We start from the raw sequence: 14,411 nt of genomic DNA, 5'->3' as shown, positions 1-14,411 counted from the left end.
TAAGTTATTGATTTTATTATATTTAATTAAAAAATATGCCTAATCCAGTTGGCTTTTGGATTAATTTGTTTTGTTTCAAGTTTTAAATGTAGAGAAGTTAAATTCCCAGTTACTTGCAACAGTTTAAATCTTGAAGTTATTTCATCTCTTTCAACATCAATAAAATTAAGTCTAGCTATTAATAAAAGTGATCTAGAGTTTAGCACATCCAAAGTGTCTCTGGTGCCACTTTCATACTCCTGAACAATTCCCTCATAGGCAATCTCAGCTGCTTGCAATTGTGCTTTAGCTAAATTTAACTCGCTTTTTTTTAACTGATATTCAGACCAAACATTAGTTGCATTTTTTTTAGTTTCATTTTGCTTATCTTGATAATCTAGCTCTGCACTAACTTTAAGAGCTTTTTTCTGCTGGTAAAATGAGTAATTTTTACCTCCAGAATATAATGGGATTTCTACTTTTGCTTCAAATTGAGATTGATCTCTCTCACTTATAGTAGAGCTAACATCTTCATTCTCGGATACTTCAAATGAAACAGATGCTTTAGGTGCAAATTTTTCTGCTGCCCCTTTTAATAAATAATTAGATTTTTCAAAGTTAAGCTTTGAAATTAATAGTTCAGGGTTATTTAAAGAAGCCAATTCCAAAGTTTCTTCTAAGCTTTTTGGTAAATTTAAATCAAGATTTTTTATCGTTTCTAAATTTTTTGGTAAATATCCGATGATATTTTCATAGTCTTTTTCAGCTACTGCCAGATTATTTTCCGATCTAATAAATTTGGCTTTTGCATCTGCTAAAGAAGATTCAGATTGTGCAAGATCAGATAATTTAATTGCACCTCTTTCATACCTACTTTTATCTAACTCGACTTGTTTGTCAGCAAGATCGAGATTATCTCTGGTGATATCTAATCTTTTCTTAGAGGCCAGAACAGAAGTATAAGCGGTTACAGCTTTGAGTAGAACATTTTGCTCAACAAATTTAAGTTCATTACTTGATATCTTCACATCAGTTTTTGATGCTAAAATATTAGGTATGCCTTGTAATATTTTTTGTTCAACTTTTATTGCCTTCTTTTTTGTTTGAAGATTGCTATCTGCAATCGAAGAGCCTGATTGATTTTTTTGCCCTTCATTTAAATCATCAGATTGAGAAAAAGTTCCAGTAATCGAAGGCTTTAATATTGCATAAGATTGTATTAATTCTTCATTTACTGCTTTGGCTTTTTCACGTTGAGAATTAAGTTCTTTATTATTTATATAAGTTGAAATTAAAGATTGAAACAAATCCTCTGATGATGCAACTCCACCTATTATAAAAAAAACTATATTAAAAACTAAAAACTGCTTTAAGATTTTCATTTAATTTTATCTTCTAAATAGTCTAACCTGTCTTGACCCCAGTATAACTCATCTTCATAGATATAGGTGGGGGCGCCAAATACATCTTCTTTAATCGCATTATTTGAATTTTCAGAATATATTTTTTCTACTTTCTCACTATTAGCTAATGCTTCAACCTTGTTAAAATTTAATTGTAAATTATTACAAATTTCTTCTAAAACTTTTTTGTCAGATATATCTTTTTCATTAGCCCATAAATATTTTAAACATTCTTTTCCAAAGCTTAATTTATTTCCAAGTTGAATTGCTGCTATTGTAAATTTTGCAGGTAAATGAGGATCAGAAGGTGGAAAAAATTTTGGTTGAGAATTAATGCTAACTCCATATTTTTTTCCAATTCTTTCAATTTCAACCAGACGATATTTTAATCTTGATGGGTGTCTTTTTGGGACTGGAACTCCACCAGTATTTGGAAAAACTTGACCTACAAGATCAAAAGGCATTTCTTCAACTTCAATATTTTTTTTATTAACTAAATTAATAAACCTATCAATTGCTAAGAAAGAAAATGGTGAAGCAACACTATAGTAATATTTTATTTTCATATTATTTTTCTGCTATATATACCTTTGACTAAAATTGGATATAAAATTATGTTTGAACTCTTAAGTGCCGATACACCCAATGGAAAAAAGGTGTCTATTTTATTAGAAGAATTAAACCTAAAATATAAAGTAACTAAAATTAATATATTAAAAGGCGATCAATTTAGTCCTAAATTTTCAAAAATTAGTCCATTTAACAAAATTCCAGTTTTAAGAGATTTGAAAACAAAAAAAACAATTTTTGAATCTGGTGCCATACTTATTTATCTTGGAGAAAAATATAAAAAATTTTACGACAAAAAAGATAGGTTAAAAATATTACAATGGCTAATGGCTCAGATGGCATACGTAGGTCCAATGTTTGGGCAGCATCACCAGTTTCATCATTATAATCATGGAAAAAGTAAATTTGGAGAAGAAAGATATTTAAGAATTTCAACTCAGATATATAAAGACCTAGACAGAAGATTATCTAAATCAAAGTATTTGGCATGTTCAAAATATACGATAGCTGATATTGCAACTTTCCCTTGGGTAGCTAGACATGAAATTCATGATATTGGATTAAAAAAATTTAAAAATCTTACACGTTGGTTTGAATTAATTTCGAAAAGAAAAGCAGTTATTAAAGGATATGATTTTATGAATAGAGGTGAAACTATTCCAAAACCTTAATCGTCAGCGAAAATTTTTTCTTGTTTTTCGTGTCTTTCCTGTGCCTCAACCGTCATTGTTGCAATCGGTCTGGCAATTAATCTTTTTAAACCAATCTCTTCTCCTGTCTCTTCACAATATCCGTAAGTACCATCTTCAATTTTCTGAAGAGCAGAATCTATTTTTTTCATAAGTTTTTTATGACGATTTACAGTTCTCATTTCAACTGATTTGCTTGTAAAAGATGTTGCTTGATCCACTACATCTGCAGAAGCTGCATTGTCATCATCGTTGCCAAAAATAATTCTATTATTCTGTTCTATTAAATCGTTTTTCCATTCAGCAAGAGCTTTTCTAAAAAAAGCTTTATGTTTAGCGCACATATACTTTTCTTTAGCTGAAGGTACGTAAGTTTTTGAAATTTTTGTTGGCATATTTAATTTAATCGAAGGAATATATGTTTCATATTTTTAGTGTCAATTAATATGAATAATTATAAAAACTAAATAATGGCAATTAATAGACTATTTCACTATTTTTTACTCACACATTTGGCAGTTTGGACGCTAATACCAAGTATTACAAATCACAATTTACCTCTAGATACAATTGAGGCACTAGCTTGGGGAAGTAATTTAGATTGGGGTTTTAACAAACACCCTCCTTTAAGTGCTTTAGCAGTTGAAATATTTTATCAAATTTTTGGACCACAAGATTGGGCTTATTACCTTTTGAGTCAATTATTCGTGATAACCGCTTTCTACTTTGTGTTTAAATTATCAAAAGAAATTCTTAATACTGAAAAACACGCGCTGTTATCTGTTTTGCTGTTAGAGGGGATTTATTTTTATAACTTTACTACTCCAGAATTCAACGTGAATATATGTATGTTGCCGTTCTGGGCAATGACCGGTTACTATGCTTATAAATGCCTAAAAGATAACCTTGCAAAAGATTACATTATTCTTGGAATTGTTGCTGCGCTTGGTTTTTTATCTAAATATCTTTTTATCTATTTATTAATTGGAGTAAAAATCTTTTATATTTTTTATGTAAGAAAGAATAATTTTAAAATTAATTATATCATTCCAGGAATTATTTTTTTATTAATTCTAACCCCCCATCTAATTTGGCTTACTGAAAATAATTATATTACAATTACATATGGTTTAAAAAGAACGGGAGAAATCAAAAGCTACCTTGATCATATTATTTTACCATTAACATTTGTAGGTAAGCAAATTGGAATTTTAGTTCCTTTTTTCATTATGCTTTTTATTTTAACAAAAAGTTTTAAAACCAACTTTTTTTTCAAAGATCAAAACTTTTTATATTTACTTTCTATTACGATAATACCAATTTTTTTTATATTATTAACATCTGCTATAATGGGTGCAAAAATTAGAACAATGTGGATGACACCTTTTTACTTATTTCTTGGAACTTTATTAATTTATCTTTTTCAAAACAATATAAATTTTAATAATCTCAAAGCTTTCAATTATACTTTCCTTTTCCTATTTTTGCTTTCTCCATTTTTGTATGGATATATTTCAATTTCTCAAACTAATAAAAGAACTGATTTTCAAGGAAAGGAAAATTTAAAAATTTTTAAAAAGACTTTATCGATTTATAATTATTTTAAAGATTATAAAAAAATTATATCTATTTCAGGTAATGAATGGATTGCCGGTAATCTTTGTTACCAACTTACACCCAGACCAAAATGTATAGTAATTGCAGGTGCCGACAGAATAAGATTTAACGTTCTATTAAAAAATAATGATATAAAATTTGGATCTTTAAATAATAATCTCTTTAATAAATGAAAAAATATATTATTTTAATTCCTGTTTTTAATGATTGGCGGTCTGTTTTTAAGTTAATTAATAATATTGATTTACAAATTCATAATGAAACAGTTGATATTTTAATTGTAAACGATGCTTCAACAGAAAATCTAGATAATAATGAGAAAAATTTTTTAAAAATCAATTCTATAAAAATAATTAATCTTATAAAAAACAGCGGCCACCGAAAAGCGATTGCAACAGGACTTAAATACTGCCAAGAAAATTTAGAATATGATTACATCATTCCTATGGATGGCGATGGGGAAGATCGACCAGTAGAGCTTAAAGAATTTTTTAACAAAGTTGAAGACACTCAACCTGAAGTTATTACTGCTATCCGAATTAAAAGAAGTGAAGGATTGCTATTTAAATTTTTTTACTCTGTTCACAAAATTTTCACAAATCTTATCACTGGAAAGTTAATTAAGTTTGGTAACTACACATGTTTATCTAAAAGTGCTGTTTCTAAAATTTTGTCCAGTGGATCTGTATGGTTAAGTTTTTCTGGAGCTCTGGCTAAAATTTTCCCATCTTATGAAACTATAGATTCTATCAGGGGCATAAGGTATTTTGGTCCTTCAAAAATGAGTATTTTAGGGCTTATTTTGCATTCTTTAAGAATTTCGACAGTTTTTAGAGAAACCATTTTTATTCGTGTTGTGATTGTAATTCTTATGTTTGGTTTACTAGCTTATTATTATTCATACTATTTTTTAATACTATCTTTAGGTGGTTGGGTATTCTTATTCTTTATTATTTGTTTGGCTTTAGATGATGATATTAAAAAATTAAATAATTGTCTTAATAATATTAAAAGCCTATCTGATATTTATAGTCGGTAAGAAATCATAACTAGAAGTATCAATTTTTGAAGAATGCCCCCTTCTCATTCTCCAGTTGTTACAAAATCCAGTATCCGCTACTGTAATCATATTTCTTCCAAATTTAAAATTTGTTTTATCAATTGCTTTCATCAAACTTAGGGACTTTTCTTTCTTTTCATATGAAAATAAACCTTCATCATATTTTCCTTTTCTTGATAATCCTGAAAAAATTACACCAGCTTTTTGATAACGAGGACCTTTTAAAAAAATTTCATTTAAAGACTGAATACAAACTTTTGTTAACAAAATACTATCATCAGTTGGTATTGGTAAATCTACTTTTTTAGATCTAGAAAAAAATTTCTCATTCTTATCAAAAGGACTGTTTCTTATAAAAACAACTACTGATTTTACAACTTGTCTATCAACTCTAATTTTTTCTGCAGCATTTAAACAATGTGCAACGATAGACTCTTTTAATGTGTCGTAATCTAATACTTTTTTTCCAAACGATCTTGATACACAACAATTTTTTCTTGGATTTGAATTAGATTCGAATTCTACACAATTTACCCCTCTTAACTCCATAACTGTTTTCAAACCGAGAACATTTGTATTTTTTTTTATCCATCCATTACTTGCATCTTTTAAATCATAAGCGCTTTTAATATTATTACTTTTATACAATTTAGATATTTTTCTACCCACTCCCCAAATATCTTCAATTGGAAAATTTTTTAATAAGTCATCAATTTCTTTTTCGTTATTCAAAATAAAACTTTTAATTCCTATTTTTTCTTTTTTTGCAATATGATTTGCAACTTTTGATAATGTTTTTGTTTTTGCAACACCAATACTTACAGGGATACCTGTCCATTTTAATATCACGGATCTTAATTCACTAATAAAATTTTCTAGATCTTCATCTTTTATTAAACTTAAATCTAAAAAAGCTTCATCAATCGAATATATTTCAATTGTTGGGCAAAACTTTTTTAGAACATACATTACTCTTCTTGAAATATCTCCGTACAATGCATAGTTAGAGGAAAATACCTGGACTTTATGAGATTTAATTAAATGCTTAACTTTAAAATAAGGCTCTCCCATCTTTATTCCTATTTTTTTTGCCTCTACTGATCTTGATATAACACAACCATCATTATTAGATAAAACAACAACAGGAAGTTTATTTATTTTTGGATTAAAGAGTCTTTCACAAGAAACATAAAATGAATTACAATCAACTAATGCTATTTTTTTTGAATTTTTATTTTTTAACTTTATGTATGACATAAGTTACTATTCCCCAAACTTGAGTTTCATTATCTTCGGTGATTTCAATAAAATGGCTATGATTACCTAATTTAGAAATTAGAAAAAATTTATTATTTTTTTTAACAATTTTTTTAACTACAAGTTGCCCTTGATAATTAAGAACTGCAACTGAGTTGTGTTTAACATTAAGGCTTTTATCGACGATTAACACATCTCCGTCATAAATATGATCTTCAACCATTGAATAGCCTGAAACTCTTATTAAGAAAGTTGATGCTTTGTTTGAAATTAACTCTTCATTAAGATTTATTTCATCCTCCAAGTAGTCTGTTGCAGGAGAAGGAAATCCAGCGCACACTTTTTGAAGAATAATTGGTAACTTTTCATGAATTTTCATGTTCTTATTTTGTTCTTTTTTTACAAATATTTCAACTAAATTATAGGTTGTATTTTGAGTCCAGAGCTGAATCAGACCGGAATCAAATAGGGAACATTTAAACCCAAGTAATAACTAAATGTGGATAAAAATTATGAAGCTTTTCTTTTGAAGTAGTTTCCAAGAATAGTTGCGCCAGGTTCAATACTTATAGAGTTATAAGAAATTTTACCATGAACCTTTGCGGATGGGCCTATTGCAACTCTATTGGCAATAATATCACCTTTAACTTCACCTAAAACAAAAACCCAGTCTGAATTAATGTTTCCAGCAACTAAAGAGTTTGGTCCAACCTTAAGAAACTTGCATGTTAAATTTCCATTTACAGTTCCGTTAAAAAATAAAGTACCGTCAAATTCAACATCAGCATTACAGTTAAAAATATTAGCTTTGTTGGGGAAAATAATATTAACTTCTTTTGTATCTTTTGAGTAAAATAAAGATTTAATAAAGTTGATCACTCTTTAACTCCTAACCTCTTTTGTATATCGCTTGATGAGGTTGTAAACCTAAAAACATATTTTTCATCAGGCTTTGCTCTTTTAAAACATTCTTGAGCACATAACGCCCCTTCATGAAAACCACTTAAAATAAGTTTTAATTTACCTGGATAAGTGCATATATCGCCAATAGCAAATATCCCTTTTTCATTAGTTTCAAAATTTTTGGTATTAACTTTTAAAGATTTAGCTTCAAGATCAAGGCCCCAATTTGCAATTGGACCAAGTTCCATCTTTAAACCAAAAAAAGCTAAAACACTATCTATGTTTAATTCTTTTTGGTCTCCATTGTCATGCTTGATTATAACTTTTTCTATCTTTTCATTACCTTGAAAATCTATTGGCTGATAACAAGTTAAAATTTCAACTTTTTCTTTTTTCTCAAGATCTTTAGCAAGATTAACAGTATGTTGAGCTGCTCTAAATTCTTCTCTTCTATGAATTAAAATAATTTTTTTTGCAATTTTAGAAAGTTCAACAGTCCAATCTAATGCAGAGTCTCCTCCGCCAAAAATGCATACTGTTTGATCTTTAAACTTAGTTTTATCTTTAACTGCATAAAATAAATTGGTTTTTTCAAATTTTTCTATATTTTTTATAGGAGGTTTTCTTGGCTCAAACGAACCAACGCCTGCTGCTATAATAATATTCGGGGTTTCAAATTGAACTTGATCACTTGTGGTTACCAACCAATGATTAGTTTTCTTTTCTAACTTTTCAACTCTCTGATTTAAATGAAAATTTGTTTTAAAGGGTTTAATTTGTTTTAATAAATTTTTCGTTAAGCTTTCACCAGTGCATTCTGGCATAGCTGGGATATCATAAATTGGCTTGTCAGGATAAAGCTCAATACATTGACCGCCTGCTCTATCTAAATTATCAATAACATGAGCATTCAATCCAAGGATACCTAATTCAAAGACTGCAAATAGTCCAACTGGTCCTGCACCAACAATGACTGCATCTGTTTTAATCATCTAACCTTGTTTCTCTGGAAGATTAACAATAATTCCGTCATGTTTATCTTCCAACATTAATTGACAGCTTAGTCTGCTATTACTTTTTGTTTCAAAAGCAAAATCTAACATGTCTTTTTCACTTTCACTTTGTTCAGATAATTTATCTAACCATTCTTCTTTAACATAAACATGGCAAGTAGCACATGCGCACGCTCCCCCACAATCTGCATCAATACCAGGAATTCCGTTTTGAACGGCGCCTTCCATGATTGAAAGGCCATTTTCAACGTCTACTTGATGCTCTTTTCCATTGTGCTCTATATATGTGACTTTTGGCATAAGAACCTTATATTCATTGATAAATAGAAAACAACAATGAAGTACAAAAACTGCTTAATTGAATACAAAGATAAAAAATTTGATCTTAAGAACCAATTTAGGATTTCTAGAGGAAGCAAGTCGTCCATTAATACAATAGAAATTAATATTAAAAAAAATGGTTTAATAGGCCGTGGAGAATGTGTTCCTTACAAAAGATATGGGGATAATGTAATAAAAATTAAAAATTTATTAAAACAAAAAAAAAATGTAAATAATTTAAAATCAGTAAAAATATTATCACTCAGCAACGCCATATCTAATGCTTACTTTGATTTAAATTTAAAAGAAAAAAAAATATCTTTTAAACAATATTTAAAAAAAACTAGATACAAAACTGCAGTTACAATACCTATATTTAAAGAAAAAAAATTTATAAATGAAGTCAAAAAATATAAAAATGTCAAAATATTAAAAATTAAATTAAATGAAAAAAATATTTTTAATTATTTAGATATTATAAAAAAATACTCACCAAAAAGCAAAATCATCATCGATGCAAATGAAGGATGGTCATTATCTTTTTTAAAAAAAAATGAACTTAGGATAAAAAAATATAATATTCTTTTTATAGAACAGCCAGTTAAATCAGGAAAAGATCATTTAATAAAAACTGGTTTACATTTATGTGCTGATGAAAGTTTTCATTTCAATAAACAATTTAAAAAAATTAAAAAAAATTATAGCTGGGTTAATATCAAACCAGATAAATTTGGCAGTGAAACTAATGTTTTAAAAGCCATTAAATTTGCAAAAAAAAATAAATTGAAAATATTTCTAGGATGCATGGTAAGCAGTTCTTTATCTATTATTCCGTCCTTAAGATTTGCCAAGTATTCTAATTTGCTTGATCTAGATGGGGCTATGTTCTTAACCAAAGATTATAAAAATGGATTAATCTATAAAAAAGATAATTTGATTTACAATAAATCATTTAATTATGGGTATTGATCATGTTGCAATGTAAAAAAAATGATCTCTTTTATTTGATTTTAAAATATAGTTTTACTACAATATATTGGGGGAAATAAATTGAGCAAATATCAAGAAACTTTTAATCACTCGTTATCAAATCCTGAAGAATTTTGGTCACAAGCTGCTGATGATGTCAAATGGATAAAAAAATATGACAAGGTAGTGCACTGTGAAAAGCCTCCTTTCTATAGATGGTTTAAAGGCGGAAAAATTAATACTTGTTACAATGCTTTAGATCGTCATGTCGATGAAGGTAATGGAGAACGTACTGCGCTAATTTATGATAGTGCAATGACAAATACTAAAAAGAAATTTTCATATTTAGAACTTAGAGATAAAACCGCAGAACTTGCCGGTGCACTTCAAAGATCTGGGATACAAAAAGGCGACCGAATAATTATTTATATGCCAATGATACCAGAAGCAGTCATGGCCATGCTAGCGTGTGGAAGAATTGGCGCGGTTCACTCTGTAGTTTTTGGTGGTTTTGCTTCAAGTGAATTAGCAAGTCGAATTGATGACTCAAAAGCAAAAATGATTTTGTCTGCTTCATGTGGTTTGGAGCCTGGAAGAACAGTTGAATATAAACCTTTACTAGACGGCGCAAAAAAAATTGCAAAACACAAAGTTGAAAAAACAGTTATTTTTCAAAGAGAACAGAGCAAATGTGAAATTGGAAAAGATGATGTTGACTGGAATGAATTTATAAGCGGAGCTAATAAAGCAGAATGTGTTGAGTGTGATGCAAATGATCCTGCTTACATTTTGTATACTTCTGGAACAACAGGCGTTCCCAAAGGAATACTAAGAGACATTGGTGGACATATTGTAGGTCTTAAATGGACAATGAAAAATGTTTATGACATCAATCCTGGAGATATTTGGTGGTCTGCAAGTGATATAGGTTGGATCGTTGGTCATTCCTATATTGTGTATGGTCCTTTATTTCATGGATGCACAACAGTAATCTTTGAAGGAAAACCAGTTGGAACTCCAGATCCAGGTGCTTTTTGGAGAATAATTTCTGAATACAAAGTTAAAACACTATTTACTGCTCCTACAGCTTTTCGAGCTATTAAAAAAGAAGACCCTAATGGAGAATATTTTAAAAAATACGATCTATCAAAATTTGAAGCATTATATCTTGCAGGTGAAAGAGCTGATCCTGATACAATTCACTGGGCAGAAGGTTTATTAAAAAAACCCGTAATTGATCATTGGTGGCAAACTGAAACAAGTTGGACCATTGCAGGAAATTTTAAAGGACTTGGATTGTTTCCAACAAAATATGGTTCTGCAGGTAAACCAGCTCCTGGTTATGATGTTAAAGTTTTAAAAGAAGATGGTAGTGAGGCTAAACCTGGAGAGATGGGAGATATTTGTGTTAAGCTTCCTTTGCCACCAAGTACTTTTCCAACACTTTGGAATGCAGACAAAAGATATGAAGAAAATTATATGACTACTTATTCTGGATATTACCAAACTTATGATGCGGGTCATATTGATGAGGATGGTTATGTTTGGATTATGTCTAGAACTGATGACATTATTAATGTTGCAGGACACAGATTATCAACGGGTTCTATGGAAGAAGTTCTATCTGAACATCCTGATGTTGCAGAATGTGCAGTTATTGGAATAGCAGATAAACTCAAAGGCCAAATGCCAGTTGGATTGGTAGTGTTAAAAGCAGGCGTTATAAAAACACCAGAAGATATTCAAAAAGAATGTGTAAAAATGATTAGAGAAAAGATAGGACCAGTTGCAGCCTTTAAAAATGCAATTGTAATCAAAAGACTTCCAAAAACTAGATCTGGAAAAGTGTTAAGAGGGACAATGAGAAAAATTGCAGACAAAGAAGAATATAAAATGCCAGCAACAATCGATGATCCAGCAATTCTGGATGAAATCAAAGACTCTCTTATGGTTGCTAAGATCTTATAATTATTTGTGATTTAAAAAGTCTCTCTCAATACACATAGCGATACCCATACCACCACCAATACAAAGAGTTGCTAAACCTTTTTTAACTTTTCTTTTTTGCATCTCATGAATTAAAGATACAAGAATTCTAGCACCAGATGCACCGATTGGATGTCCAAGAGCAATCGCACCACCATTTACATTTATTTTATCAGCAGTAAAACCAAGCTCTTTATTTACTGAAATTGCTTGTGCCGCAAATGCTTCATTAGCTTCGACTAAGTCGACTTGGTCTTCACCCCAACCAGCTTTTTCTAAAGCTTTTTTTGAAGCCGGTATTGGACCAGTGCCCATGATTGATGGATCCACTCCACATTGTGCCCAAGAAACTATTCTGGCTAAAGGTTCAATTTTTCTTTTCTTTGCTTCTTCAGCAGTCATTAATACAACTGCAGCAGCGCCATCATTAATTCCAGAAGCGTTACCGGCAGTAACTGTACCATCCTTCTTAAACGCAGGTCTTAATTGAGATAATTTATCAACTGTTGTATCTGATTTTGGATATTCATCTGTATCAAATGTTTTTTCTTGTTTTTTAATTTTTACTTTGATTGGAACAATTTCATCTTTAAATTTCTTTTCATTAATTGCTTCTGTTGCTTTTCGTTGAGATGATGATGCAAAAGTATCCTGATCTTCTCTAGAAATTTTATATTTTTCAGCAACATTTTCAGCAGTAATGCCCATATGATAATTATTATAAGCATCCCATAAACCATCAACGATCATACTATCTGTTAAAGTGCCAGGACCCATTTTGATGCCATTTCTTAAATTTGCAAAGTGCGGAGCGTTACTCATACTTTCTTGACCACCAGCAACCATAACTTTTCCATCACCACATAATAATGAGTTATATGCTAGAGCAACTGAGGCTAATCCTGATCCACACACCTGATTAATTGTTGTTGCAGTTTTATCTTTTGAAATTCCTGCGTGGATAGCCGCTTGTCTTGCTGGGTTTTGTCCAGCGCCAGTTGTTAACACTTGGCCCATGTAAACCATATCAACATCATCTGCTTTTAAGTGAGAGTGGTTCATACACCTTTTAATAACTTCTGCTCCAAGTTGAGGTGCGGTTTGTGACGCCAAAGAACCACCAAAAGATCCGATTGCAGTTCTAAAAGCACTTGTAATTACGATATTAGTTTTATCTGACATTCATTTTCTCCTAATTAAATTATTGATAATGTTGACCACCATTAATATTTAAAGTTGCACCAGTCATAAAAGCTGCTTCATCACTACATAGGTAACTTACTAGTGAAGCAATTTCTTTTGGATCAGCCAATCTTCCAACGGGAATTTGAGCTACGATACTTTCTAATATTTTTGGATCAATTTTTTTAACCATATCTGTTCCAACATAACCAGGTGCAATAGCATTAACAGTAACACCTTTGTTTGCATTTTCTTGTGCAACAGCTTTCGTAAAACCTATGATACCAGCTTTTGCAGCTGAGTAATTTGATTGTCCCATTTGCCCCTTAACACCGTTAATAGAACTAATAGAAACAATTCTACCAAATTTTTTTGCTCTCATGTTTTCAATAACATTTCTTGTTACATTAAACATTGAGTTTAAATTAATATTAATTACAGCATTCCATTCTTCTACGGACATCTTATGTAAAAATTTATCCTTTGTTATACCTGCATTATTAACTAAAATATCGATCGTCTTTCCAGACTCTTCTTCAATTTGTTTAATTGCTTTAACGCAATCTTCATAATAAGAAACATCGAATTTTATAACTTTAATTCCAGTTTCTTTAGAAAATTCATTTGGACCTTCTGGTGTTCCAATATAACTTGCAACAACTTCATATCCGTCATCTTTTAATTTTTTAGAAATTGCAGCACCAATTCCTCTTGTACCGCCTGTTACTAGTGCTAATCTATTTGTCATTGTGAAGACGCTTATATTACTTTCTTAAATTACTACAAGGTTAGATATAAAATCTGGGGGAGAAACCTAACCTTGTAGATAAGTACTAAAATTAGTTTTTAGTAGTTTCAGCTTTAACAGTAGCTTTAGCAGTTTCTTCAGAAACAACTTTTTTAAGCTCAGTTAAACCATCTAAAAATCTAGTATTTAGAATTTGGTATGCTTCGTTAGCAGTTTTTTCATTGATTTTAGATAATTCAGCAACGTTTTTTTGTGCTTCTACGATTGCTTTTTTTACTAATTCAATTGATTTAGCTGCTTGGTCTTGAGTATTACCTTTTGCAACTTCAGTAGTAGCTTCTTTTGCGCTAGAGATAGCAGTATTAAGAATTTCTACTTGTTTGCTTGCGAAAGCGTTTACACCTTCGAAAACAGCTTTAGATGCACCAGCAACTGCTTCAAGAGTTTTCTTTTGAGCATCAATGTAGTTTGCAGAATTTACATCTACATTTGGTAATTTTGTTGCTGATAATACTTTTTGAAAATCAAACATTTCAAATGGATTGTTAGCGTTGAACATATTGTTCTCCTTATATTTAGTGTTATCGTTCATAACTGAAGGTTATATATATTGCGATGCGCAATATTTCAATAGATAAAAAACTTATATATTATAAATTATTGATTTTATTGATTTATTTTTATGTGCGTAGCAAAATAATATATTGCAATGTA

General features: G+C 30.0%; 16 protein-coding genes. 5 read left to right on the top strand and 11 right to left on the bottom strand.

Annotated elements, in window-relative coordinates; genetic code table 11:
• Positions 1 to 26: 26 nt before the first annotated feature.
• Positions 27 to 1,361: a TolC family protein gene (locus tag ACTTAQ_RS04335; protein ID WP_440695866.1), complete on the bottom strand. Its 1,335-nt coding sequence runs from the start codon at positions 1,359 to 1,361 to the stop codon at positions 27 to 29.
• Positions 1,358 to 1,948 (bottom strand): 2-hydroxychromene-2-carboxylate isomerase, encoded by a 591-nt coding sequence (locus tag ACTTAQ_RS04330; RefSeq protein ID WP_440695864.1) that lies wholly within the window; start codon positions 1,946 to 1,948, stop codon positions 1,358 to 1,360. Before ACTTAQ_RS04330 ends, ACTTAQ_RS04335 begins: the two co-directional genes overlap by 4 nt.
• 48 nt (positions 1,949 to 1,996) lie before the next feature.
• Between ACTTAQ_RS04330 and ACTTAQ_RS04325 the strand changes: the two genes are divergently transcribed.
• Complete coding sequence (locus ACTTAQ_RS04325) at positions 1,997 to 2,623, top strand: glutathione S-transferase family protein (RefSeq protein ID WP_440695862.1); 627 nt, start codon at positions 1,997 to 1,999, stop codon at positions 2,621 to 2,623.
• On the opposite strand, the gene dksA is transcribed toward ACTTAQ_RS04325, so the two are convergent.
• Positions 2,620 to 3,036: an RNA polymerase-binding protein DksA gene (gene dksA / locus ACTTAQ_RS04320; protein ID WP_009360427.1), complete on the bottom strand. Its 417-nt coding sequence runs from the start codon at positions 3,034 to 3,036 to the stop codon at positions 2,620 to 2,622. The two genes, ACTTAQ_RS04325 and dksA, sit on opposite strands and share 4 nt — an antisense overlap.
• Before the next feature lie 75 nt (positions 3,037 to 3,111).
• Here dksA and ACTTAQ_RS04315 point away from each other — a divergent pair, with 75 nt between their 5' ends.
• A complete protein-coding gene (locus ACTTAQ_RS04315) occupies positions 3,112 to 4,431 on the top strand; it encodes a glycosyltransferase family 39 protein (RefSeq protein WP_440695860.1) in 1,320 nt (439 codons plus the stop codon).
• Positions 4,428 to 5,297, top strand: a complete 870-nt coding sequence (locus tag ACTTAQ_RS04310; protein ID WP_440695858.1) for a glycosyltransferase family 2 protein — start codon at positions 4,428 to 4,430, stop codon at positions 5,295 to 5,297. The genes ACTTAQ_RS04315 and ACTTAQ_RS04310 overlap by 4 nt, the downstream gene beginning before the upstream one ends.
• On the opposite strand, the gene ACTTAQ_RS04305 is transcribed toward ACTTAQ_RS04310, so the two are convergent.
• The 5 genes from ACTTAQ_RS04305 to ACTTAQ_RS04285 all read right to left on the bottom strand — a co-directional run bounded on the left by ACTTAQ_RS04305 (position 5,274) and on the right by ACTTAQ_RS04285 (position 8,791).
• Positions 5,274 to 6,575, bottom strand: coding sequence for a Y-family DNA polymerase (locus tag ACTTAQ_RS04305; protein ID WP_440695856.1), 1,302 nt, complete (start codon positions 6,573 to 6,575; stop codon positions 5,274 to 5,276). The two genes, ACTTAQ_RS04310 and ACTTAQ_RS04305, sit on opposite strands and share 24 nt — an antisense overlap.
• Positions 6,550 to 6,954 (bottom strand): LexA family protein, encoded by a 405-nt coding sequence (locus ACTTAQ_RS04300; protein WP_440695854.1) that lies wholly within the window; start codon positions 6,952 to 6,954, stop codon positions 6,550 to 6,552. The genes ACTTAQ_RS04305 and ACTTAQ_RS04300 overlap by 26 nt, the downstream gene beginning before the upstream one ends.
• Positions 6,955 to 7,085: 131 nt before the next feature.
• Positions 7,086 to 7,454: a bactofilin family protein gene (locus ACTTAQ_RS04295; protein WP_440695853.1), complete on the bottom strand. Its 369-nt coding sequence runs from the start codon at positions 7,452 to 7,454 to the stop codon at positions 7,086 to 7,088.
• Complete coding sequence (locus ACTTAQ_RS04290) at positions 7,451 to 8,470, bottom strand: NAD(P)/FAD-dependent oxidoreductase (RefSeq protein WP_440695851.1); 1,020 nt, start codon at positions 8,468 to 8,470, stop codon at positions 7,451 to 7,453. Before ACTTAQ_RS04290 ends, ACTTAQ_RS04295 begins: the two co-directional genes overlap by 4 nt.
• Entirely contained in the window at positions 8,471 to 8,791 is a 321-nt protein-coding gene (locus ACTTAQ_RS04285) for a 2Fe-2S iron-sulfur cluster-binding protein (RefSeq protein WP_440695849.1), read from the bottom strand.
• Positions 8,792 to 8,827: 36 nt separating this feature from the next.
• Between ACTTAQ_RS04285 and ACTTAQ_RS04280 the strand changes: the two genes are divergently transcribed.
• Together ACTTAQ_RS04280 and ACTTAQ_RS04275 are read left to right on the top strand one after the other, a co-directional pair.
• Positions 8,828 to 9,781 (top strand): enolase C-terminal domain-like protein, encoded by a 954-nt coding sequence (locus ACTTAQ_RS04280; RefSeq protein WP_440695847.1) that lies wholly within the window; start codon positions 8,828 to 8,830, stop codon positions 9,779 to 9,781.
• Positions 9,782 to 9,862: 81 nt separating this feature from the next.
• Positions 9,863 to 11,749, top strand: coding sequence for a propionyl-CoA synthetase (locus ACTTAQ_RS04275; protein ID WP_440695845.1), 1,887 nt, complete (start codon positions 9,863 to 9,865; stop codon positions 11,747 to 11,749).
• On the opposite strand, the gene ACTTAQ_RS04270 is transcribed toward ACTTAQ_RS04275, so the two are convergent.
• The 3 genes from ACTTAQ_RS04270 to ACTTAQ_RS04260 all read right to left on the bottom strand — a co-directional run bounded on the left by ACTTAQ_RS04270 (position 11,750) and on the right by ACTTAQ_RS04260 (position 14,256).
• A complete protein-coding gene (locus ACTTAQ_RS04270; RefSeq protein ID WP_009360437.1) occupies positions 11,750 to 12,949 on the bottom strand; it encodes an acetyl-CoA C-acetyltransferase in 1,200 nt (399 codons plus the stop codon).
• A 19-nt stretch (positions 12,950 to 12,968) separates the two neighbouring features.
• Positions 12,969 to 13,697 carry an acetoacetyl-CoA reductase gene (phbB, locus tag ACTTAQ_RS04265; protein ID WP_440695843.1) on the bottom strand — a complete coding sequence of 243 codons (729 nt, stop codon included), beginning with the start codon at positions 13,695 to 13,697 and terminating at the stop codon, positions 12,969 to 12,971.
• A 91-nt stretch (positions 13,698 to 13,788) separates the two neighbouring features.
• Positions 13,789 to 14,256, bottom strand: a complete 468-nt coding sequence (locus tag ACTTAQ_RS04260) for a phasin family protein (protein WP_051040688.1) — start codon at positions 14,254 to 14,256, stop codon at positions 13,789 to 13,791.
• Positions 14,257 to 14,411: the final 155 nt, after the last annotated feature.

Source organism: Candidatus Pelagibacter sp. HIMB109 (assembly GCF_052048155.1).
Classification (GTDB): domain Bacteria; phylum Pseudomonadota; class Alphaproteobacteria; order Pelagibacterales; family Pelagibacteraceae; genus HIMB114.
Note: the sequence above shows the minus strand (reverse complement) of the source record. Positions and strands in the feature narration are given on the sequence as shown.

What these genes read in the sequence shown, in the direction of transcription:
- ACTTAQ_RS04335 (WP_440695866.1), bottom strand. Translation starts at nt 1,361, where the DNA reads ATGAAAATCTTAAAGCAGTTTTTAGTTTTTAATATAGTTTTTTTTATA.
- ACTTAQ_RS04300 (WP_440695854.1), bottom strand. Translation starts at nt 6,954, where the DNA reads ATGAAAATTCATGAAAAGTTACCAATTATTCTTCAAAAAGTGTGCGCT.
- dksA (WP_009360427.1), bottom strand. Translation starts at nt 3,036, where the DNA reads ATGCCAACAAAAATTTCAAAAACTTACGTACCTTCAGCTAAAGAAAAG.
- ACTTAQ_RS04260 (WP_051040688.1), bottom strand. Translation starts at nt 14,256, where the DNA reads ATGTTCAACGCTAACAATCCATTTGAAATGTTTGATTTTCAAAAAGTA.
- ACTTAQ_RS04315 (WP_440695860.1), top strand. Translation starts at nt 3,112, where the DNA reads ATGGCAATTAATAGACTATTTCACTATTTTTTACTCACACATTTGGCA.
- phbB (WP_440695843.1), bottom strand. Translation starts at nt 13,697, where the DNA reads ATGACAAATAGATTAGCACTAGTAACAGGCGGTACAAGAGGAATTGGT.
- ACTTAQ_RS04270 (WP_009360437.1), bottom strand. Translation starts at nt 12,949, where the DNA reads ATGTCAGATAAAACTAATATCGTAATTACAAGTGCTTTTAGAACTGCA.
- ACTTAQ_RS04330 (WP_440695864.1), bottom strand. Translation starts at nt 1,948, where the DNA reads ATGAAAATAAAATATTACTATAGTGTTGCTTCACCATTTTCTTTCTTA.
- ACTTAQ_RS04310 (WP_440695858.1), top strand. Translation starts at nt 4,428, where the DNA reads ATGAAAAAATATATTATTTTAATTCCTGTTTTTAATGATTGGCGGTCT.
- ACTTAQ_RS04285 (WP_440695849.1), bottom strand. Translation starts at nt 8,791, where the DNA reads ATGCCAAAAGTCACATATATAGAGCACAATGGAAAAGAGCATCAAGTA.
- ACTTAQ_RS04305 (WP_440695856.1), bottom strand. Translation starts at nt 6,575, where the DNA reads ATGTCATACATAAAGTTAAAAAATAAAAATTCAAAAAAAATAGCATTA.
- ACTTAQ_RS04325 (WP_440695862.1), top strand. Translation starts at nt 1,997, where the DNA reads ATGTTTGAACTCTTAAGTGCCGATACACCCAATGGAAAAAAGGTGTCT.
- ACTTAQ_RS04290 (WP_440695851.1), bottom strand. Translation starts at nt 8,470, where the DNA reads ATGATTAAAACAGATGCAGTCATTGTTGGTGCAGGACCAGTTGGACTA.
- ACTTAQ_RS04280 (WP_440695847.1), top strand. Translation starts at nt 8,828, where the DNA reads ATGAAGTACAAAAACTGCTTAATTGAATACAAAGATAAAAAATTTGAT.